Origin of the sequence: Bradyrhizobium sp. CCGUVB1N3 (assembly GCF_024199925.1) — a bacterium.
Classification (GTDB): Bacteria; Pseudomonadota; Alphaproteobacteria; order Rhizobiales; family Xanthobacteraceae; genus Bradyrhizobium.
The window spans coordinates 1,772,376-1,793,305 of record NZ_JANADR010000001.1 but is presented as its reverse complement, the minus strand read 5'-3'; the positions used below and the strand labels follow the sequence as shown (position 1 = coordinate 1,793,305).

Annotated in this window: 21 protein-coding genes and 1 tRNA gene; 14 read left to right on the top strand and 8 right to left on the bottom strand. The window is 64.0% G+C overall.

Annotation, left to right across the window (positions count from 1 at the left end; all coding sequences use genetic code 11):
* The first annotated feature begins 8 nt into the window (after window positions 1–8).
* On the top strand, window positions 9–1,091 hold the full coding sequence (locus NLM33_RS08450; RefSeq protein WP_254095629.1) for a COX15/CtaA family protein: 1,083 nt from the start codon (window positions 9–11) through the stop codon (window positions 1,089–1,091).
* Here the strand turns inward: NLM33_RS08450 and NLM33_RS08445 are convergent, their stop codons facing one another.
* The 4 genes from NLM33_RS08445 to NLM33_RS08430 form a co-directional block, all read right to left on the bottom strand.
* On the bottom strand, window positions 1,092–1,487 hold the full coding sequence (locus tag NLM33_RS08445) for a hypothetical protein (RefSeq protein ID WP_254095628.1): 396 nt from the start codon (window positions 1,485–1,487) through the stop codon (window positions 1,092–1,094).
* A gap of 171 nt (window positions 1,488–1,658) precedes the next feature.
* Window positions 1,659–2,939 carry an O-acetylhomoserine aminocarboxypropyltransferase gene (locus NLM33_RS08440; RefSeq protein ID WP_254095627.1) on the bottom strand — a complete coding sequence of 427 codons (1,281 nt, stop codon included), beginning with the start codon at window positions 2,937–2,939 and terminating at the stop codon, window positions 1,659–1,661.
* Window positions 2,940–3,091: 152 nt separating this feature from the next.
* Window positions 3,092–3,676: a CoA-binding protein gene (locus tag NLM33_RS08435; RefSeq protein ID WP_254095626.1), complete on the bottom strand. Its 585-nt coding sequence runs from the start codon at window positions 3,674–3,676 to the stop codon at window positions 3,092–3,094.
* 130 nt (window positions 3,677–3,806) lie between these two features.
* The gene (locus NLM33_RS08430; RefSeq protein ID WP_254095625.1) at window positions 3,807–4,631 is read right to left on the bottom strand and encodes an enoyl-CoA hydratase; all 825 of its coding nucleotides are present in this window, start codon (window positions 4,629–4,631) and stop codon (window positions 3,807–3,809) included.
* An 84-nt stretch (window positions 4,632–4,715) separates the two neighbouring features.
* On the opposite strand from NLM33_RS08430, the gene NLM33_RS08425 reads away from it, so the two are divergent.
* The 6 genes from NLM33_RS08425 (at window position 4,716) to NLM33_RS08400 (ending at window position 8,385) form a co-directional block, all read left to right on the top strand.
* Window positions 4,716–5,144, top strand: a complete 429-nt coding sequence (locus tag NLM33_RS08425; RefSeq protein WP_254095624.1) for a PaaI family thioesterase — start codon at window positions 4,716–4,718, stop codon at window positions 5,142–5,144.
* Window positions 5,145–5,302: 158 nt separating this feature from the next.
* The gene (gene rplM / locus NLM33_RS08420) at window positions 5,303–5,767 is read left to right on the top strand and encodes a 50S ribosomal protein L13 (RefSeq protein WP_254095623.1); all 465 of its coding nucleotides are present in this window, start codon (window positions 5,303–5,305) and stop codon (window positions 5,765–5,767) included.
* Window position 5,768: 1 nt separating this feature from the next.
* Complete coding sequence (gene rpsI / locus NLM33_RS08415; protein WP_254095622.1) at window positions 5,769–6,245, top strand: 30S ribosomal protein S9; 477 nt, start codon at window positions 5,769–5,771, stop codon at window positions 6,243–6,245.
* A gap of 226 nt (window positions 6,246–6,471) precedes the next feature.
* Complete coding sequence (locus NLM33_RS08410; protein ID WP_254095621.1) at window positions 6,472–7,686, top strand: diguanylate cyclase; 1,215 nt, start codon at window positions 6,472–6,474, stop codon at window positions 7,684–7,686.
* A 60-nt stretch (window positions 7,687–7,746) separates the two neighbouring features.
* Complete coding sequence (locus NLM33_RS08405; RefSeq protein WP_254095620.1) at window positions 7,747–7,983, top strand: hypothetical protein; 237 nt, start codon at window positions 7,747–7,749, stop codon at window positions 7,981–7,983.
* A 102-nt stretch (window positions 7,984–8,085) separates the two neighbouring features.
* Window positions 8,086–8,385: an antibiotic biosynthesis monooxygenase gene (locus NLM33_RS08400; protein WP_254095619.1), complete on the top strand. Its 300-nt coding sequence runs from the start codon at window positions 8,086–8,088 to the stop codon at window positions 8,383–8,385.
* 6 nt (window positions 8,386–8,391) lie between these two features.
* On the opposite strand, the gene NLM33_RS08395 is transcribed toward NLM33_RS08400, so the two are convergent.
* Entirely contained in the window at window positions 8,392–9,522 is a 1,131-nt protein-coding gene (locus NLM33_RS08395) for an AI-2E family transporter (RefSeq protein WP_254095618.1), read from the bottom strand.
* Window positions 9,523–9,830: 308 nt separating this feature from the next.
* Here NLM33_RS08395 and NLM33_RS08390 point away from each other — a divergent pair, with 308 nt between their 5' ends.
* Window positions 9,831–10,604 (top strand): gamma-glutamyl-gamma-aminobutyrate hydrolase family protein, encoded by a 774-nt coding sequence (locus tag NLM33_RS08390; protein ID WP_254095617.1) that lies wholly within the window; start codon window positions 9,831–9,833, stop codon window positions 10,602–10,604.
* A gap of 105 nt (window positions 10,605–10,709) precedes the next feature.
* On the opposite strand, the gene glnA is transcribed toward NLM33_RS08390, so the two are convergent.
* Together glnA and NLM33_RS08380 are read right to left on the bottom strand one after the other, a co-directional pair.
* On the bottom strand, window positions 10,710–12,119 hold the full coding sequence (glnA, locus tag NLM33_RS08385) for a type I glutamate--ammonia ligase (protein WP_254095616.1): 1,410 nt from the start codon (window positions 12,117–12,119) through the stop codon (window positions 10,710–10,712).
* Between the two features lie 152 nt (window positions 12,120–12,271).
* Window positions 12,272–12,610, bottom strand: coding sequence for a P-II family nitrogen regulator (locus tag NLM33_RS08380; RefSeq protein ID WP_007603495.1), 339 nt, complete (start codon window positions 12,608–12,610; stop codon window positions 12,272–12,274).
* 379 nt (window positions 12,611–12,989) lie between these two features.
* On the opposite strand from NLM33_RS08380, the gene NLM33_RS08375 reads away from it, so the two are divergent.
* Both NLM33_RS08375 and NLM33_RS08370 read left to right on the top strand, forming a co-directional pair.
* Window positions 12,990–14,489, top strand: a complete 1,500-nt coding sequence (locus NLM33_RS08375) for an NAD(P)H-hydrate dehydratase (RefSeq protein WP_254095615.1) — start codon at window positions 12,990–12,992, stop codon at window positions 14,487–14,489.
* Window positions 14,489–14,926: an N-acetyltransferase gene (locus NLM33_RS08370; protein ID WP_254095614.1), complete on the top strand. Its 438-nt coding sequence runs from the start codon at window positions 14,489–14,491 to the stop codon at window positions 14,924–14,926. Before NLM33_RS08375 ends, NLM33_RS08370 begins: the two co-directional genes overlap by 1 nt.
* A 5-nt stretch (window positions 14,927–14,931) precedes the next feature.
* Here the strand turns inward: NLM33_RS08370 and NLM33_RS08365 are convergent, their stop codons facing one another.
* Window positions 14,932–16,236, bottom strand: a complete 1,305-nt coding sequence (locus NLM33_RS08365; RefSeq protein WP_254095613.1) for a multicopper oxidase family protein — start codon at window positions 16,234–16,236, stop codon at window positions 14,932–14,934.
* A 155-nt stretch (window positions 16,237–16,391) separates the two neighbouring features.
* Between NLM33_RS08365 and NLM33_RS08360 the strand changes: the two genes are divergently transcribed.
* The 4 genes from NLM33_RS08360 to clpX all read left to right on the top strand — a co-directional run bounded on the left by NLM33_RS08360 (window position 16,392) and on the right by clpX (window position 20,641).
* A tRNA-Leu gene (locus NLM33_RS08360) sits at window positions 16,392–16,476 on the top strand.
* Between the two features lie 179 nt (window positions 16,477–16,655).
* Complete coding sequence (gene tig, locus NLM33_RS08355; RefSeq protein ID WP_254095612.1) at window positions 16,656–18,017, top strand: trigger factor; 1,362 nt, start codon at window positions 16,656–16,658, stop codon at window positions 18,015–18,017.
* Between the two features lie 269 nt (window positions 18,018–18,286).
* Window positions 18,287–18,922 (top strand): ATP-dependent Clp protease proteolytic subunit, encoded by a 636-nt coding sequence (locus NLM33_RS08350; RefSeq protein ID WP_254095611.1) that lies wholly within the window; start codon window positions 18,287–18,289, stop codon window positions 18,920–18,922.
* Window positions 18,923–19,369: 447 nt separating this feature from the next.
* Complete coding sequence (gene clpX / locus NLM33_RS08345) at window positions 19,370–20,641, top strand: ATP-dependent Clp protease ATP-binding subunit ClpX (protein WP_254095610.1); 1,272 nt, start codon at window positions 19,370–19,372, stop codon at window positions 20,639–20,641.
* Window positions 20,642–20,930 lie beyond the last annotated feature (289 nt).

Genomic DNA, 20,930 nt, shown 5'->3' with positions numbered 1-20,930 from the left:
CGGCCAAAATGACCACGATATCAGCTCCATCGGACCCGCATCGCGCCGTGCGCTGGTGGCTCGTCGCCGTGGCCGCGCTGATCGCGCTGATGGTGCTGGTCGGCGGCGCGACGCGGCTGACGGAGTCCGGGCTTTCGATCGTCGAATGGAAGCCAGTGACGGGCAGCGTGCCGCCGCTCACCGAGACGCAGTGGACCGAGGCCTTCGAGGCCTACAAGAAGATCCCGCAATATCGCGAGCTCAATGCCGGCATGAGCCTGTCGGACTTCAAGACCATCTTCTGGTGGGAATGGAGCCACCGGCTGCTCGGGCGCTTCATCGGCGTCGCCTATCTGTTGCCGTTCCTGTTCTTCCTGTGGCGCGGGGGTCTGTCGAGCGAATTGAAACGGCGGCTGTGGCTGCTGTTCGGCCTTGGCGCACTGCAAGGCGCGGTCGGCTGGTGGATGGTGGCCTCTGGCCTCTCCGAACGGGTCGAAGTGTCGCAGTATCGGCTGGCGACGCATCTGGTTCTTGCGCTGCTGATCTTTGCCGGCATCGTCTGGACCCTGCGGCGGCTCGGTGCGCGGCAGGAGATCGTTGCCTCAGTGCGACTGAAGCTGACGAGCGTGGTGCTCGTCGTCGTGACCTTCGTGCAGCTTTATCTCGGTGCGCTGGTGGCGGGCCTGCGGGCCGGGCGCGCCTACAACACCTGGCCCGAGATCGACGGCGCGTTCATCCCGTCGGCGGAGCGGCTGTGGTTCGAGACGCCGTGGTGGCGCAACCTGTTCGACAACGTGCTGACCGTGCAGTTCGAGCACCGCATGACGGCCTATGCGCTGTTCGTGCTTGCGGCGCTGCATGCGTTCGACGCCGTGCGCTCGCGTGCAGGTTCTGCTGCGAGCGGCGCCGTGTGGCTGTTTGCGGCGGTGAGCTTGCAGGCCGTGCTCGGCATCCTGACGCTGCTCAACCAGGTGCCGATGGGGCTCGCGCTCGCGCATCAGGCGGTCGCGATCCTCGTGCTGACGCTGGCCGTGATGCAGGCCGAGCGGCTTGCCGCGCGAAAGTCCACTGAAACCTACTCGCGCGTCGTTCCCGTGGGCCAGGCCGGCTGATCAGCAATAGCCGTAGACGCCGCAGGCGTAGGGCAGGCGCCAGAAATAGTCGACCTGCGGACCGCCGTAATACGCCCCCTGATAATCGTAGTCCCATGGGCGGCCGTAATAACCCGGCAGCGTATATGCGCCCGGCAGCAGCGGGGTGCCCGGCAGGTTGCGGATGTAGCTGCCGACGCCATAGGCCGGCGAGATCAGCGCGTCCGGATCGGTCTCGACCCAGACCTTCGGTGGTTCCGCCGGGGCGATCGTGGTGCGGTATTTGTAATGCGGACGCGGCAGGCCCGGCGGCAATTGCTCGACGTGTCGCTTCTTGTGCACGACGACCTGATCGGCCGCGAGTGCGCTCGTGACCATCAGCATCACGGCCAGAGGGGACATTATCCAGCGCAGCATGGTCGGCTCCGAATCAACCTGGGCAACTCAGTATGTCAGCCGGGACCACAGAGAGCGTTAACGAGAGCCCCGTCATTCGGGGGCGTCGCGAAGCGACGAACCCGGAATCCAGAAGTTGCGGCGCGAGATTCCGGGTTCGCCTCTTCGAGGCGCCCCGGAATGACAAGCAAATTACCCGCCCAAGGCCTGCTCGAGGTCCGCGATCAGGTCTTCCTTGTCCTCGATGCCGATCGACAGGCGCACCACGTCGGGACCGGCGCCGGACCTTACCTTGGCGGCGTCGTCGAGCTGGCTGTGCGTAGTGGAAGCCGGGTGGATCACCAGCGAGCGGGTGTCGCCGACATTAGCCAGATGCGAGAACAGCGTCAGCTTCGACACCAGGCTGACACCCGCATCATAGCCGCCCCTCAGGCTGAAGGTGAACACCGCGCCTGCGCCCTTCGGCGCGTACTTGCGCGCGAGCTGGTTGTACTTGTCGTTCGCCAGACCCGCATAGCTTACCGACGCCACGGCGGAATGGGCGGACAGGAATTCGGCGATCGCCTTGGCATTGTCGCAGTGCTTCTGCATGCGCAGCGGCAGCGTCTCGATGCCGGTGAGGATGAGGAAGGCGTTGAACGGCGACAGCGCTGGTCCGAGGTCGCGCAGGCCCAGCACGCGGCAGGCGATCGCGAAGGCGAAATTGCCGAACGTCTCGTGCAGCTTGATGCCGTGATATTCGGGGCGCGGCTCCGAGAGCATCGGATATTTGCCGTCCTTCGACCAGTCGAAGGTGCCGGCATCGACGATGACGCCGCCGATCGAGTTGCCGTGGCCGCCCAGAAACTTCGTCAGCGAGTGCACGACGATGTCGGCGCCGTGGTCGATCGGCTTGATCAGATAGGGCGTCGCCAGCGTGTTGTCGACGATCAGCGGCACGCCGGCCTTGCGGGCCACCGTGGAGATCGCCTCGATGTCGGTGATGCTGCCGCCGGGATTGGCGATGGACTCGACGAAGATCGCCTTGGTGCGCGGCGTCACCGCGCGCTCGAAGCTTGCGATGTCATCGGGATCGGCCCACACCACGTTCCAGCCAAAGCTCTTGAACGAGTGGGTGAACTGGTTGATCGAGCCGCCATAGAGCTTTCGCGCGGCGATGAACTCGTCGCCGGGTTGGAGCAATTGCTGCATCACCACGACCTGCGCGGCATGGCCCGAGGCGACCGCGAGCGCGGCGGTGCCGCCTTCGAGCGCTGCGACGCGCTCTTCCAGCACGGCATTCGTGGGATTGCCGATGCGGGTATAGATGTTGCCGAATGACTGGAGGCCGAACAGCGAGGCGGCGTGGTCCGCGTCGTTGAAGACGAAAGAGGTCGTCTGATAAATCGGCGTTGCGCGTGCACCGGTCGTCGGATCGGGCTGTGCACCGGCATGCACGGCAAGGGTCGAAAATCCCGGAAGGCGATCGCTCATTCGTGGCGTCCTGTTCTTGGGTAGGCTGAAAAACGCGCGGCATGCTGATCGCGGCGGTGGCCGTCGTCAAGGCACTCGCGCGCACCTCGCCTTATTCGGAATGGCCTTGCTTCGCTTTGTCGCGTTCGCGAAACGAATCTTTCGCAGATGCGTCAGCTCTGCTCGGTCTTGTTCTTGGCCGCGCGATCGGCCGCTGCGGTATTGCCGCCGCCGACGCTCATGCGATTGAGCGACAATTGCATGCCTTGCGTCGGCGCGGGCGGACGCTTGGAGCTGAGCGTGCGCGAATTGACGCCCATCCAGGAGATTTCCGAAGACAGCCGGCCATATTCGATCTTGGGGCAGCGGTTCATCACGACCTTGATACCGGCGGCCTCGGCCTTCTCCGCGGCCGCATCGTCGCGTGCGCCAAGCTGCATCCAGATCACCTTCGGCAGCGGATCGAGCGCCAGGGCTTCCTCCACCACGGGCATGATGTGGCTGGAGTTGCGGAAGATGTCGATCATGTCGACGGGACGGCCGATGTCCGCGAGCGAGGCGACGAAAGGCTTTCCAAGGAGCTCCTTGCCGACATGGCCGGGATTGACCGGGATCATGTCGTAGCCGCGCTGCGCCAGATATTTGAACGCAAAGTAGCTCGGCCGCACATTGACCGGCGAGGCGCCGACCATCGCGATCGACTTCACACTGTTGAGGATGCCGCGGATGTAATTGTCGGGATAGGCGTCGTGATTCATTTTGCTCTTTTCTCTAGCCCCTCATGGTGAGGAGCGCGGAACGCGCGTCTCGAACCATGAGGCCAGCGGCGGGGCCTTCATCCTTCGAGGCGCCGCGTTCCGCGGCTCCTCAGGATGAGGAGTCGGCGGTTCACTTATCTTCCCATTTCGGTTCGCGCTTTTCGATGAACGCGCCGATGCCTTCTTCGGCGTCGCGCGCCATCATGTTCTCGGTCATCACCTCCGCCGCGTAGCGATAGGCATCCGCAAGGCTCATCTCGGCCTGGCGATAGAACGCCTCCTTGCCAAGCTTGATGGTGTAGGCGGATTTCAGCGCGACCTGTTCCGCCAGCGCAATCGCGGCATCGCGCTCAGTGCCGGCTGCGACCACACGGTTGACGAGGCCGATCTCGCGGGCGCGCGCGGCAAGGATCGGCTCGCCCGTGAGCAGCATTTCCATTGCCTGCTTGCGCGGCACGTTGCGCGACAGCGCCACCATCGGCGTCGAGCAGAACAGGCCGATGTCGACGCCGGGCGTGGCGAAGCTTGCGGCGTCCGAGGCGATGGCGAGATCGCAGCTTGCGACGAGCTGGCAGCCGGCCGCCGTCGCAATCCCCTGGACGGCAGCGACCACCGGCTTGGGCAGGCGCACGATCGCCTGCATCATCGCGCTGCAGGCATTCATGATCTCGGCGAAATAGGCGCGGCCGCGATCGGGATCGCTGCGGCGCGCGGTCAATTCCTTGATGTCGTGGCCGGCGGAAAAGGCCGGGCCGTTGGCGGCGACGACGGCGGCGCGGATGCGCTTGTCCTCGGCAATCGCGTTGAAACTCGCATGCAGCTGGCCGATCATCGCCTCCGACAGGCTGTTGCGCGCAGCAGGGCGGTTCAGCGTCAGCACGGCGACGCTGCCGACGATCTCCCGCAGCAGGATCGGCGGTTCCGGGGAGGGGGTGCGGGCGGGCTGGACGGACATTGAAGATTCCGCTTGGGATATTGCAGTTGGATGACGCAGATAACTTAATGTAACAGGCAACGTGAAGCGAGGGTGAGGGGTGGCATGGCGTTAGCGAAAATGAGCGTGGCTGAGGTCGAGCAGTTTCTCCGTGAGGAGTTTCCCCAGGCCTTCAGCGGCGACGACATCACCATCGAAAGCGCCGACGGACAGTCCGCGCTGCTGCGCCAGCGCTACAGCGAAAGGATGCTGCGGCCGGGGGGAACCGTGTCGGGGCCGACGCTGATGGCGCTGGCCGATTTCGCCATGTACGTGGTGCTGCTGTCTGCGATCGGGCCGATCGGGCTCGCGGTCACGACCAACCTCAACATCAACTTCCTGCGCAAGGGCCAGCCGGGGCAGGACGTGCTGGCGGAGGCCCGGCTTCTAAAGCTCGGCAAGCGTTTGGCGGTCGGAGAGGTGAACCTGCTCTCGGGCACGTCGGCGGACCCGATTGCGCATGTCACATCGACCTATTCCATTCCAAATGTTTGAACTTTTCTGAGGTAATATAGCACCATATTTTTAAGCCACTGATTTTACTTGCCTAATTTCTCCTGTCGGGCATTGACCGGCGCGCATCCCTTCTCTAGAAACCGCGCAGTCCGGCGCGTCGTTCGCGCCGTCATCTCCCCGTCCACGGAAATCCAGATATGAAAACCTTTTCGGCAAAGCCCGCCGAGGTGACGAAGAAGTGGGTGCTGATCGACGCCAAGGGTCTGGTCGTCGGCCGTCTCGCCACCATCGTCGCCATGCGGCTGCGCGGCAAGCACCTTCCGACCTATACCCCGCACGTTGATTGCGGCGACAACGTCATCATCATCAACGCCCAGCACGCGGTCCTGACCGGTCGCAAGCGCGAGCAGAAGACCTACTACAAGCACACCGGCTACGTCGGCCACGTCAAGGAGCGCACCGCGCGCCAGATCCTCGAGGGCAAGCATCCCGAGCGCGTGCTCGAGAAGGCCGTCGAGCGCATGATCCCCCGCGGTCCGCTCGGTCGCGTCCAGATGGGCAACCTCCGCGTCTATGGCGGGGCCGATCATCCGCACGAGGCCCAGAGCCCGGAAAAGATCGACATCGCCAAGTTGAACCGCAAGAACACGAGGGCCGCATAACATGGCCGAATCCATCCAGTCGCTCGACCAGCTCTCGCAGCTCAAGACGGCGGCGCCCGATGCGCCCAAGCACGAGAAGAAGGTCGACAAGCTCAATCGCGCCTACGCCACCGGCAAGCGCAAGGACGCGGTCGCCCGCGTCTGGATCAAGCCGGGCGCCGGCAAGGTCACGGTGAATTCGCGCGAGGTCGAGGTCTATTTCGCCCGTCCCGTGCTGCGCATGATGATCGAGCAGCCGTTCTCCGTGGCCCAGCGTTCCGGCCAGTACGACGTGATCTGCACCGTCGCCGGCGGCGGTCTGTCCGGCCAGGCCGGGGCGGTCCGTCACGGCATCTCCAGGGCGCTCACCTATTTCGAGCCGGAGCTGCGCACCGTGCTCAAGAAGGGCGGCTTCCTGACCCGCGACTCCCGCGTCGTCGAGCGCAAGAAGTACGGCAAGGCGAAGGCCCGCCGGTCCTTCCAGTTCTCCAAGCGCTAATCGCTTCGGTAAAATTCGTCGCGAAAGCGGCTTCAATGAAATGCAAAAGGGCGCCGAATTCGGCGCCCTTTTTGTTGTTCGTTTGTATGCAAATTGAGCCGGTGTTTTCCCGAAAAGTTGCGTCTGCATGAAAACCTGAATGGAACCCGGCGGGACCTAGCGTGGCAATTGGAAGGGCACGCGATCGGGCTGATCGCGTAATGGCTTGGTTTCAAAGGGGGCTGACATGATGTCGCTCGATAGCATCACGCTATACCTGGTTGCCACGATGGTAGCCGCACTGCTCGGCGCCATGATGGTGTTCTTCGGCAGGCAAGAGAAAAGTCCCGCGCTGAAATGGTGGGGCACCGCCTATCTGCTCGGCGCGGCTTCCGTCGCGCTGTGGACGGCCGCCGGCGACAAGCTCGGCGCGCAGCTCTATCTCGCGCTGAACGCCGTCGGCTTCGTCGCCTGCGGCATGGTCTGGAATGCCGCGCGCGTCTTCCACGGCCGCAGGCCGAACTGGCCCGGACTTCTTATCGGAGCGCTCGGCTGGGCTGCCGCGGTGACGTTGCTCGATCCGGCCGCCGCGACGCTGCGCATGATGGTCGGCGCCGGCATCGTCTCGGTCTACGCGGCACTGACCGCGGGCGAGCTCTGGTCCGAACGGCGCAAGAGCCTGCAACGGAGCTGGCCGGTCTACGCCGTGCCGATCATGCACGGCTGCGTGCTGATGCTGCCGATCCTGATCGGCGGCTTCCTGCGGCCGAACGACCCGCATTTCTCCACCAGCAACTGGGTCACGGTGTTCGCGGTCGAGCTCATCCTCTACGCCGTCGGCACCGTGTTCGTGATCTTCATGCTGGTGTCCGAGCGCACGGTGACCGCGCACAAGACGGCCGCGTCGATGGATCCGCTGACCGGCATGTTCAACCGGCGCGGCTTTGCCGAAGCCTGCTCGCGCGTCATCGAGCGCGAAGCCAAGGCGGGGCGGCCGGTCACCGTCATGATCTTCGACATCGACCACTTCAAGTCGATCAACGACCGCTTCGGCCACCCCGCGGGCGACGAGATGCTCAAGCTGTTCTCGACCGTCGTGACCACCAATCTGCGTATCTCCGACCTGTCGGGTCGGATCGGCGGCGAGGAGTTCGCGGCGCTGTTGCCGTGCTCGCTGGAAGAGGGCGTGCTGGTCGCCGAACGCGTACGCGAGGCGTTCGAGACCTCGGGCATCGTCGTCGACGAGGGCCCGGTCGACACCACCGTCAGCATCGGCGTTGCCGGCGGCCCGGCCGGTACCGAGCTCGAGGTGCTGCTGGCTGCCGCCGACACCGCGCTCTACCAGGCCAAGCGCGGCGGCCGCAATCGCGTCGAAGCCGCGGAAGAGCTGCCGCTGTCGCTGGAGAACTGGCGCCGCCAGACCGCAGCGCGGCTCCCGGTGCCACGGCCCGTGACGGCGTAGGTTGCAAGAAGAGGGCTTGCGGTAAGGCGCTGTTTACCATCGACCCCTACCATCGTGGCCATGGAGTCGATCCGCCAGCAGACCTCGCAAGCCACCATGGTGTCGCTCGAAGCGGCCGCGGCAAGCGCGCGCGGCGGTTTCGGCTGCATCTTCTCGACATCGGACGAATATGAGACGGCGCTGATCACCGAGCGCCGTGCCCAAGGCCGCTACATACAGAAACGCGACCACTGGCCGCTCACACTGTTTGTCGCGTGCGCACTGACGGTGGCCGGCATGGTCTTGTTGTTCAGCTGAGAGAGCAGGGTGGTTCGGCTGCTCCCAAGGCGCCGCTTCGGCGCCTTTTTCTTTTCGGCCGTCTGCGCTAGACACGCCTGTCAGACAAGAAGGGTGGAAACGATGATCACCGAGATCGCGCAAATCGACGTCAAGCCGGGCACCGAGAAGGATTTCGAGGCGGCGGTGGCCAAGGCCAAGGCCGCGTTCGGCCGCTCCAAGGGCTTTCACGGTTTCGAGCTGCACAAATCGATCGAGAAGCCGCAGCGCTACCGGTTGATGGTGAAGTGGGAGACGCTGGAGAACCACACGGTGGACTTCCGCGGCTCGGAGAATTTCACCGAATGGCGCGGCCTCGTCGGTCAGTACTTTGCCGCACCGCCCGAGGTCGAGCACACCAATACGGTGGTGACGACGGCCTGAGCTGTCTCACGCCGCCGCGGCCGGCGCCTCGTAGCTCTTGAAATGATCCAGCAAAACCTTGGCGATGGCAACCAGCGGGAGCGCCAGCGCCAGGCCCCAGATGCCGAAGACGACGCCGAGCAGGATCTGGAATGCGAACAGCGTGGCGGGCGGAATGTCGAGCGCCTGCCGCTGCAGGATCGGCGTCAGCACGTAGCTCTCCATCGCGTGGACGCCGAGAAACAGGATTAAGGCGGAGAGAGCCGCGACCCAGCCTGACGCGATGCTTGCCAGCACCACGATCACGCCTGCGATGATGGCGCCGACCGTCGGGATGAAGGCGAGGAGACCGGCCTGGATACCCAGGATGAACGAGCCGGGGATGCCGATGATTGCAAGCCCGATCCAGGTCACCACGCCGACCGCGAGCATGACGATGATCTGCGCGATCAGCCAGCGCTCCAGCGTCTCGCTGATGCCATCGATGATGACCGTGGCACGCGAGCGATGCCTTGCCGGTGCGATGAACAGGAGCCCGTCGTGATAGACGCCGGGCTGCGCCGCGAAGGCAAATCCTAGGAACAGCACGATGAAGAAGTTGCCGACGGCGCTGATCGTGCCGAGCAGCAGCTTGAGGGTCTGGCTCACGATGGCCCCGCCGCTGGAGGCCAGCGCCCCTGCGCCGGGAAGTCCGGCGTGCGGGGGAGACGCGCTTGGCGCGGTTTCCGAGCCGGACGGCGTCGCGTTCGCTGAGGAGGCGTTGCCGATGTCGAAGAAGCTGGTGTCGATACCGTGGCTCTCGAGGAAGGCTTTCACGGTGACGAGTTGCGACTTGATGGTGTTGCTGAGCGCGGAGGCCTGCTCGGCGATGGTCGCGCCGCCGAGATAGGCGATGCCCGCGAGCATCGCGGCGAGCACGATGCAGACGATCGCAAGCCGGAATGGATGCGGCAGGCCGACATGGCGCCCGAGCGCGTTGGTCAGGGCGTTGAGGCCGACGCCGAGCAGCATGCCTGTGAAGATCAGCAGCAGTGTCGCGGCGAAATACCAGGTGAAGACCAGGAGCGCTGCAAACAGCACGATACCGATGCCGCCGACCGCGATCGCCCAGGCCAGGTCGTCGCGGGTCCGGGATCGTCCATCTGCTGGAATCGTCACATGATGTCCTTTGCGCGGCAGGCGTTTTTTGCGGCAGGTGTGCACGGCACTCTTTCGCGAAATCCCGCCACGGATCAAGCCGGGACCCGCGTGCCGGTTTGACGCGTCCTGCGACCTCGGTTGGGCTTCACGAACGCCCCCTCGAGCCCCGGACCCCGCGGGCACGGGCGGTTCGGGCCTCCATTGCGCGTCCGGTGGGGCATTCAGGCGAAAATAGCATTGCCGTCCCGCGATCCCTTCGGTTGAAATTGTTCCATCCGACGGGCATGTTTGGAGAATCTTCTTCGGCGGGGAGGTCGGAACGGGAAATGAAAAAGCCGGTCGTCGGCGTGATTGGGAATTCCCATCGCGTCGAAAATCGATTTCAGGTTCAGATGGTCGGGGAGCGAAACTTGCGCGCCGTGGCCGAGGTCTGCGGCGGCCTGCCGCTGATGTTTGCGGGTTCGCCCGACATCACCGATATCGGTGCGCTGCTCGATTGCGTTGATGGCATCGTGCTCACCGGCGCCCGCGCCAACGTCCATCCGACACGCTTCAACGTCGACCCCTGCCAGAAGCACGAGCCTTACGACATCCACCGCGACGAGGTCGCGCTGGCGCTGTCGGTCGCCTGCGTCGCCCGCGGTATCCCGCTGTTCGGCATCTGCCGCGGCCTCCAGGAGATGAACGTCGCCTTCGGTGGCTCGCTGCACCCCGAGATCCGTGAGCTGCCCGGCCGCATGAACCACCGCATGCCGCGGCTGGAGACTGGCGAGATCCACCCTGATCCGACCGTGGTGTTCGCCGACCGCCACGAGGTCGATCTCACGCCCGGCGGGACCTTCGCAAAAATTCTCGGTTGCGAGAAGATCAAGGTCAATTCGCTGCACGGCCAGGGCATCCTCGAGCCGGGCAAGCGCGTGCTGATCGAAGGCGTCGCCGAGGACGGCACCATCGAGGCGATCCGCATTGCGGAGGCGCCGACCTTTGCGCTCGGCGTGCAATGGCACGCCGAATACGACCCGCAGCGCAACCCGATCAACCGGAAGATCTTTCAGGCTTTCGGCGAGGCGCTCGTGGCGCGGCAGCGGGCGACGGCGTAGCAGCCGCGCCGTCGCTGCGAGCGCAGCAAAACCCATCCTACCGACGATGCAAACAAAAAGGCGCCCCTTGCGGAGCGCCTTTCGTTTGTCGTTGTCCGGGGCCGCTTAGCCCGAATAATACATCTCGAACTCGACCGGGTGCGGGGTCATTTCGAAGCGCTCGACTTCGGTCATCTTCAGCTCGATGTAGCTGTCGATGAAGTCGTCGTCGAACACGCCGCCGGCCTTGAGGAAGGCGCGGTCCTTGTCGAGGTTTTCCAGCGCCTCGCGGAGCGAGCCGCACACCGTCGGGATCTGCTTCAGCTCTTCCTTCGGAAGATCATAGAGATCCTTGTCCATTGCGGGGCCCGGATCGAGCTTGTTCTTCACACCGTCGAGTCCCGCCATCAGCATCGCGGCGAAGCCGAGATAGGGGTTGGCGAGCGGATCGGGGAAGCGCACCTCGACGCGCTTGGCCTTCGGCGAAGCGGTGTAGGGGATGCGGCAGGAAGCCGAGCGGTTACGCGCGGAGTAGGCGAGCAGCACCGGCGCCTCATAGCCCGGGACCAGACGCTTGTAGGAGTTGGTCGTCGGGTTGGTGAAGGCGTTGATTGCCTTGGCGTGCTTGATGATGCCGCCAATGTAGTGGAGGCAGGTCTCCGACAGGTCGGCGTACTTGTTGCCCGCGAACACCGGCTTGCCGTCCTTCCAGATCGACTGGTGCACGTGCATGCCCGAGCCGTTGTCGCCGAACACCGGCTTCGGCATGAAAGTGGCGGTCTTGCCGTAGATATGCGCGACCTGATGGATGCAGTATTTGTAGATCTGCAGGTGGTCGGCCATCAGCGTGAGCGTGTCGAACTTCATGCCGAGCTCGTGCTGGGCAGATGCGACCTCATGGTGATGCTTTTCGACCTTCACGCCCATCTTGGCCATGGCGCCCAGCATTTCCGAGCGCATGTCCTGCACGGAATCCTGCGGCGGTACCGGGAAGTAGCCCGCCTTGGTGCGGATGCGGTGGCCGAGGTTGCCGCCCTCATATTCCGTGTCGGAGTTGGTCGGGAACTCCGAGGAGTCGAGCCTGAAGCCGGTGTTGTAGGGGGTTGCCGAATAGCGCACGTCGTCGAACACGAAGAACTCGGCCTCGGGACCGACATAGACGGTGTCGCCGATGCCCATCGACTTGACCATCGCCTCGGCCTTCTTGGCCATGCCGCGTGGGTCGCGATTATAGGGCTCGCCGGTGGTCGGCTCGAGCACGTCGCAGATGATGACCATGGTGGTTTCGGCGAAGAACGGATCGATCGTCGCGGTGACCGGATCCGGCATCAGGCACATGTCGGACTCGTTGATCGCCTTCCAGCCGGCGATCGAGGAGCCGTCGAACATCTGGCCCTCGGCGAAGGTGTCCTCTTCGATCATGCTGACGTCGAAGGTCACGTGCTGCCACTTGCCGCGCGGATCGGTGAAACGGAGGTCGACGTACTTGACGTCGTTATCCTTGATCGCTTTCAGAACGTCTTTGGCGGTCTTCATGCATACCCCTTTTGGCTCTGCGGGTCGGTTTCCAGATGAGCAAGGTTATTCTCGCCCTGTGGCGAGTTCGCGCGCGTGTACAAGCGAAATCAGGCCGCCGAAGCAGCCTTCTTTCTAGCTAGAGTGTCGCAAAATGCGGGATAGCACCCGGCTCAGATAGCGTCCAGCCCGGATTCGCCGGTCCGGATGCGGATGGCTTCTTCGATGTTTGAGACGAAGATCTTGCCGTCGCCGATGCGTCCGGTCTGTGCCGCGCGGCGGATCGCGTCGATCGCGCGCTCGACCAAGTCGTCGCCGATCACGATTTCGATTTTCACCTTGGGCAGGAAGTCCACGATGTATTCTGCCCCGCGGTAAAGTTCGGCATGGCCCTTCTGGCGTCCGAAGCCCTTGGCCTCGGTGACGGTAATGCCCTGCAGTCCGACTTCCTGGAGCGCCTCTTTCACCTCGTCGAGCTTGAACGGCTTGATGATGGCTTCGATTTTCTTCACTGCGCGCCTCCCGGCCTTTCGATCAAATAGCAACGTCTTCGTCAGGATGCGCTTTCTCTTCGCGCGGAGTAGTCCTCGCTGTCCCAAGCTGCCTGACCAGCCCGGGCGGCGGCCGGTCACACCCTGATGAATGCCAGTGAGCACGACGAACCGAAGCGGCTTCCTCGAAAGCAGGGTCTATGCCAAGTTGCAAATGCCCTGATTTTTGGTGCGTTATCAGCCCTTTAACGAGCATCTCGGATAGGTGGGACCAACCAGTCCAAAATAGCGAAGACTACGAAATAGGCAAACAGTTCAATCTATGTGCAGATTGTGGGTTTTAGCCCGGGATCGGCACGGAAACTGCCTGTTGAAAAGGCGTTTGTACCAGGGAAGTGGCATGGAAGTTCTGACCAACGCTGAAATGCAGCGGGCCGACCAGCTCACCATCGCGGCCGGCACACCCGGTTTCAAGCTGATGCTGAGCGCCGGCCAGGCGGTCGCTGAAGCGGCGAGCGCGCTGGCGGAAGAGGGGCCGATTCTGGTCGTGGCCGGTCCCGGCAACAACGGTGGCGACGGTTTTGTCGCAGCCGCCGAGCTGGCCGCCCTGGGGCGCGAGGTCTCCGTCATCCTGATGTGCGAGCGCGACCAGCTCCAGGGCGATGCGGCCTCCGCCGCGCGCGGCTGGAAGCATCCGCTCTTGCCGTTCAATCCGCAGGCGATCGGCAGGCCCGCGCTGATCATCGATGCGCTGTTCGGCGCCGGCCTCAGCCGTCCGCTCGAGGGCGAGGCGCGTGAGATGATCGAGGCGATCAACGCCAATGGCGCGCCGGTGCTGGCCGTCGATCTGCCGAGCGGCATCAACGGCGCCAGCGCAAGCGTGATGGGCGTTGCGGTGAATGCCACCGAGACCGTCACCTTCTTCCGTAAGAAGCCCGCGCATCTTCTGTTGCCCGGCCGGATCCATTGCGGCCGCGTGCGCGTCGCCGACATCGGCATCGGCAGCGAGGTGCTCGAGGAGATCAAGCCGCAGCTATTCGATAACGATCCGGACTTTTGGGGCGCGAATTTTCCGGTGCCGCGGATCGACGGCCACAAATACGCGCGCGGCCACGTGCTCGCGGTTTCCGGTGATGCCGCGGCAACCGGCGCCGCGCGTCTCGCCGCGCGCGGCGCATTGCGTGCCGGCGCAGGGCTCGTAACCCTGGCATCGCCGCGCGATGCGCTCGCGATCAACGCGGGCGCCTTGACGGCGGTGATGGTCCGCCCGGTCGATACCGCGATCGAGTTCGGCGAGCTCCTCGTCGACAAGCGCTACAATACCTGCATCATCGGTCCGGGCACGGGCACAGGGACGCGCACCTGCGACTTCGTCCACACCGCGCTCACAGCCCAGCGCCACCTCGTGCTCGATGCGGATGCGCTGACGAGCTTTGCAGCCAATCCCGAACGGCTCTTTGAATCGATCAAGTCGTCGCACGACACAGGGGTCGTGCTGACGCCGCATGAGGGCGAGTTTCCACGCCTGTTCTCCGACCTCAGCAACAAGCATCCGGGCCGCTCAAAGCTCGAGCGCGTCCGTGCCGCCGCCGAGCGCTGCGGCGCAGTCGTGCTTCTGAAGGGGCCGGACACCACCATCGCCGCGCCCGATGGCCGCGCCACCATCGCCGCCAACGCGCCGCCCTGGCTCGCCACTGCAGGCGCCGGCGACGTGCTTGCCGGCATCATCGCGGGCCTCCTGGCGCAGGGCGTGCCGGCCTTCGAGGCTGCGAGTATCGGCGTCTGGATCCATGGTGAGGCGGCGAGCGAAGCGGGGCCGGGGCTGATCGCGGAGGACCTGACCGAGACGCTGCCGGCGGTGCACCGGCGGATCTATGATGCGCTGGGAGTGGAGTACTAGTGCTCAAGCAGCTCGCGCTGGCCGACATGGACGCGGCCGCGCGGGTCCACCGCATCGCCTTCGACCATGCGCTGCCGTGGCTGGTCGGGCTGCACACGCCCGAGGAGGACCGCTGGTTCTATCGCGAGCGGCTCTTCGTTACGTGCCGCCTGTGGGGACGCTTTGACGGCGACGCGTTGGGCGGGATCATCGCTTTCCGCGACGGCTGGATCGAACAACTCTATGTGCTGCCCAACGCGCAAGATCGCGGTGTCGGCACCGAACTCCTTGACGTCGCCAAGAACGCCTTCGACCACCTGCAGCTCTGGACCTTCCAGCGCAACGTTCGGGCACGACGCTTCTACGAGTCCCGCGGATTCGAGCTGGTCGAGGAGACCGACGGGACGGGGAACGAGGAGAAGGAGCCGGACGCTCGCTACGTCTGGAGACGCCGGTAGGGCATTCACTCCACCGCGTACCAGCGGACGAGCCGTGGCGCGGCCCAGTCGGTCGCGACAGACTCGACCAGCCAGCGTCCAGGGTAGTTCGCCGCGAACGCGATGCGCTGGGTTTGGCCCGGCTCGATCGCGAGCGTGTCGAGCCAGTACGGTTTCCAGCCGTCGTCGAGTCGGTCGAGCAGGCGGAAATGATGGCCATGCAGGTGGAAGGCGGTGGTGACTGGCCCGGAGTTCTTCAAGGCCAGCACGACGGTGCGACCGGCCTTGGCCCGAAAGGCGGGGGCGGAGGAGGCGGAGAAGCTTGCAGGGCGGGTCCAACCGGCGTCAGGGGCGCCGAGCGCGACATCGAACCGGAGGGCGCCCTTCAGATCGAGCTGGACGGGAAGGTCATTCGAGGGGAGCGGCGGTGGCGGCAGCAACGGCGCGCCTCGCTCGAACCTGCCGGTGATCGCGAGGGTCCCGATCTGGCGCGCTTCCTTGCCGTCATGCAGCAGGAATGAGGCCGATGTGGCCGTATCCACAAATGCGTCTACGCGCGCGCCGGGGGCGAGCACCAGAGCACCGTTGCGAGCCGGGAAGGGCTCGGCAGGCTGTCCGTCCATGGCCATCACGCGGACGTCGTGGTTTTCCAATTTGATCGCCAGGACAGTACGTTGGGAGCCGTTGATAAAGCGCAGCCGCAGCCGCTGATTGCCGGAGGCTGAGAGCTCGAATGAAGTCCGCCCGTTGAGGGTATAGAGGATTGTTGTCTCTCTGGGGTCGGTGCCTGCGACGATTGCAGCCCCATCCGGCCGCAGGCGCCATTCCTCAATCAACAGCACCTCATCACGATCCACGGCGACGCGGTCGGTTTCCTCGATGATGATCGGGAGCGGCCGCGTGGGCTGCTTCAGGCCCTCCTCAAGCAGGCTGAGGTCAGCCAGCAGGGTCCCGGCGTGAGGCATTGAAATGATTGATGTTGTTGTCGTTCCCGGGGCCACGGCTGCGCCGCCCAGCAGCGGCTCGGCAGCCGCCGCGCCATCGAGGCCGTACCAGACCGGTGTGACTGGCACGGGCAGGTCGTTCCGCAAAGTCACTTCGCAGCGGTCGCCGCGCTTGAGACGGACACCACCCGCAGCACGTGGCGCCGCCAGCTCCCAGATTGGTGTAGCCGGCTGTCCCGGCCTCAGAGCCAGGGTCGCAGGCCGCGCCTGGAGGGCGAGCCGCGCGGCTGCCGACGGCGCCGCCCCGCCCCCGGCCAGGCCCGCCGCCGAGGCCGCCAGGCCGGCCAAAACCTCTCGTCGGGTCGGGACAAAAAATCGCTTCGTCATAAGGGCGATGCGGACCACGCCGCGCTGGATAAGTCCAGCCGCCGCGCCTATCTGAAGAGGGCGTCCACACGGCCATTTTTTTGCTGCGGACAGGCGGGCACATGCTATAAGCCCGGCCGCCCGCGGCATCGCGGCCGGTCTTGATGCAACTTCACGCGGGCGTGGCGGAACTGGTAGACGCGCTGGATTTAGGTTCCAGTGACGAAAGTTGTGGGGGTTCGAGTCCCTCCGCCCGCACCAAGCGCTTTCAGCGTTTGCACGGATTACTGAAGGACCTCGTTCCTCATGGACGTTTTGTCCCGTGGAGGTAGGTCCGATGAACCACCGGCGCAAAGGCGTTTTGCCCGCGCGCCGGATCGATTGATGACAAATGTCGCGGCGGCAAGCGCCGTGACGAAGCGAGAAGAAGATTGGACGCCATGCAGGTCACAGAGACCCTCTCGGAAGGATTGAAGCACGAGTTCAAGATCAGCGTTGCCGCGTCTGATCTCGATGCCAAGGCCGACGCCAAGCTCGTCGACCTCAAGGACAAGGTGCGCCTCAACGGCTTCCGTCCCGGCAAGGTGCCGGTTGCTCACCTGAAGAAGGTCTATGGCCGTTCGGTGATGGCCGAGACCATCGACCAGACCATTCGCGACACCAACACGCAGATCTTCCAGGAGCGCGGCTTCCGCCTTGCGACCGAGCCGAAGATCACCATGCCGACCGAGCAGAAAGAGGTCGAGGAATTGCTCTCGGGCAAGTCCGACCTGACCTATACGGTCGCGATCGAAGTGGTGCCGCCGATCCAGCTCGCCGACTTCAAGAGCTTCCAGGTCGAGAAGCCGGTCGCCGACGTGACCGACGTCGAGGTCGACGAAGCCATCAAGCGTATCGCCGACAACAACCGCAGCTACAGCGACAAGGGCGAGGGCGCCAAGGCGGCCTCCGGCGATCGCGTCACCGTCAGCTTCAAGGGCACCATCAACGGCGAAGCCTTCGAGGGCGGTACCGGCGAGGGCATCCAAGTCCAGATCGGCTCCAACACCTTCATTCCCGGCTTCGAGGATCAGCTCATCGGCATCGGTGCGGGCGAGACCCGTACGGTGAAGGCGTCGTTCCCGAAGAACTATATGAGCGAGAAGCTCGCCGGCAAAGACGCCGAGTTCGAGACCACCGCAACGCTGATCGAGGCGGCGCAGGACACCAAGATCGACGACGAGTTCGCCAAGTCGCTCGGCCTTGAATCACTGGACAAACTGAAGGAAGCCGCGCGCGAGCGGCTCGTCGCCGAGTTCGCCACCGCGACGCGCCAGCGCGTCAAGCGCGCGCTGCTCGATCGTCTCGACGAGGCCCATCGCTTCGATGCGCCGCCCTCGCTCGTCGACGAGGAGTTCAATCTGATGTGGAATTCGGTCAAGGCCGAGATGGACTCCGCCGGCAAGACCTTCGCCGATGAGGACACCACTGAGGAGAAGGCCAACGAAGAGTATCGCAAGATCGCCGACCGCCGCGTGCGCCTCGGTCTCGTGCTGTCGGAGATCGGCGAGAAGAACAAGATCACCGTGACCGATGATGAGGTGGGTCGCGCAGTGATCGAGCGCGCGCGCCAGGTGCCGGGCCGCGAGAAGGAAGTATGGGACTATTACCGCAACAATGCCAACGCGCTGGCCCAGCTTCGCGCACCGATCTATGAGGACAAGGTCGTCGACTTCATCCTCGAGCTCGCCAACGTGACCGAGAAGAAGGTCTCGCGCGAGGAGCTCTACAAGGATGACGAGGCGGACAAGACCGCTGCGTAAGGCTTCGAAAGAAAGCGTTCTGTTAAGGATGATCAGCGGAAGCGGGCGCGCTAGCCAGGTGGCCGGCTGGGCCTGTTTCCGCGAATCAGATTCAACTGTTTTGTCCGATTAAGCCTTAATTCGCTCCGGCCTTGTCTGGAGCCAATTGGGCTATATCTGTCGTAACGGCCTACCAAGTCCTGCATCACGGGACGTCCATCCGCGCTCGGCAATTCCAGCCAAGACTGTCTTGCCGCGAGGATGTCCGCCTCTAAAAACCTAGGTGACTCATGCGCGATCCGGTTGAAACCTACATGAACCTCGTGCCCATGGTGGTCGAGCAGACCAACCGTGGCGAGCGCGCCTACGACATCTTCTCGCGCCTGTTGAAAGAGCGCATCATCTTCGTGACCGGACCGGTTGAGGACGGCATGTCGACGCTGGTCGTCGCACAGCTTCTGTTCCTCGAAGCCGAGAATCCGAAGAAGGAAATCTCGATGTACATCAACTCGCCGGGCGGCGTGGTGACGTCGGGCCTTGCGATCTACGACACCATGCAGTTCATCCGCCCGCCGGTCTCCACGCTCTGCACGGGACAGGCGGCCTCGATGGGCTCGCTGCTGCTCGCCGCCGGCGAGAAGGACATGCGCTTCTCGCTGCCGAACGCGCGCATCATGGTGCACCAGCCTTCCGGCGGCTTCCAGGGCCAGGCCACCGACATCATGCTGCACGCCCAGGAAATCCTGAACCTGAAGAAGCGGCTCAACGAGATCTACGTCAAGCACACCGGTCAGACCTACAAGTCGATCGAGGATGCGCTGGAGCGCGACAAGTTCCTCACGGCAAACGACGCCAAGGAATTTGGCCTTGTCGACAAGGTGATCGACAAGCGCGCCGAGGAGCCGGCAGCGTCGAAAGCCCCGTAGCACTACCGATATGGTAACGGCGATCCCTGGGATTACCTGGGATCGTCAGGGCGGCCTTCACGTTAATGGCGCGTCGTGCGGCGCAAAAAGCAGCCTTGCGCCTCGCGACAGGCGGAAAGTTCCGCTTTCGTGCTGGTTCTTTCGTGGTAATCCAGCAACGCCCGGGTGATTTCGATCAGTTCTTCCGTGCCAAGACGTGAAATCACGGTATTGTCACGGGTAGCCGGCGCCCCCCCGATTAGCGAATTCTTGATAGTCGGGTGACAGCATGGTTGGCTACGATTGATCGGCTAAGATCGCGGGAGAATCGAGTGACCGTGATTCGCACGGGATGTAACGCGTAGGGTCTTTTTTGGTACGGAATTTGCTCTATTTGAACTCTATCCGGCTGTCGTGCCGGAATGGAGCGATCGAGCGGACGGGATCGAACCGCGGACGGAGATATGAATGAGTAAGGTCGGCACGAGCGACTCCAAGAACACGCTATATTGCTCGTTCTGCGGCAAGAGCCAGCACGAAGTCCGCAAACTGATCGCGGGTCCCACGGTCTTCATCTGCGACGAGTGTGTCGAGCTCTGCATGGACATCATCCGTGAGGAGAACAAGTCCTCGCTGGTGAAGTCGCGCGACGGAATTCCGACGCCGAAGGAAATCTGCAAGGTGCTGGACGACTACGTGATCGGCCAGAGCCATGCGAAGAAGGTTCTCTCGGTCGCGGTGCACAATCACTACAAGCGCCTCAACCACCAGACCAAGCACAACGACGTCGAGCTCGCGAAGTCGAACATCCTGCTGATCGGTCCGACCGGCTCGGGCAAGACGCTGCTCGCGCAGACGCTCGCCCGCATCCTGGACGTGCCCTTCACCATGGCCGACGCGACGACGCTGACCGAAGCCGGCTATGTCGGCGAGGACGTCGAGAACATCATCCTGAAGCTGCTCCAGGCCGCCGACTACAACGTCGAGCGCGCGCAGCGCGGCATCGTCTACATCGACGAGATCGACAAGATCAGCCGCAAGTCCGACAACCCGTCGATCACCCGCGACGTGTCGGGCGAGGGCGTGCAGCAGGCCCTGCTGAAGATCATGGAAGGCACGGTGGCTTCGGTCCCGCCGCAGGGCGGCCGCAAGCATCCGCAGCAGGAGTTCCTGCAGGTGGACACGACCAACATCCTGTTCATCTGCGGCGGCGCCTTCTCGGGCCTCGAGAAGATCATCTCGGCGCGCGGCCGTTCGACCTCGATCGGCTTCGGTGCCTCGGTGATGGCACCGGAAGACCGCCGCACCGGCGAGATCTTCCGCCACGTCGAGCCCGAGGATCTGCTGAAGTACGGCCTCATCCCTGAGTTCGTCGGCCGTCTGCCGGTCGTTGCGACGCTCGAGGATCTCGACGAGACCTCGCTGAAGAAGATCCTGACCGACCCGAAGAATGCGCTGGTCAAGCAGTATCAGCGCCTGTTCGAGATGGAGAACATCGAGCTGACCTTCGCCGACGAGGCGCTTGGCGCGGTCGCCCGCAAGGCGATCGAACGCAAGACCGGCGCGCGCGGACTGCGCTCGATCCTCGAGGCGATCCTGCTCGAGACCATGTTCGATCTGCCGGGCCTGGAAGGTGTGGAAGAGGTCGTGATCTCCCGCGAGGTCGTGGAAGGCACAGCGCGTCCGCTCTACATCTACGCCGATCGCTCCGATCGTGCGGTCGAGAATGCCAGCGCCTGAACGGCACTGGTCTGAGCCTTCGAACCTCTCGAATTGACGGCTGCGGAATGTGTATCCGCAGCCGGTGTTGCGTCGCTCGTCCTGCGTGCGTAAGCGCCGAATGGCGCGCATTTTTCAATGACTTGACACCCCCCGGGTCGATAGCCACCTAATGTCGACGGCGAGCAGGAAAATCTCTTCAAGATTCGCCTCATTTCGATCCGGCAAGGCCGGTCCAAGCTTAAGGGCCTACTGGCTTTGCGGATTACCTCGGCACCTTGTGGCGGTTGCGCTAGGTACAGCGGGCTGC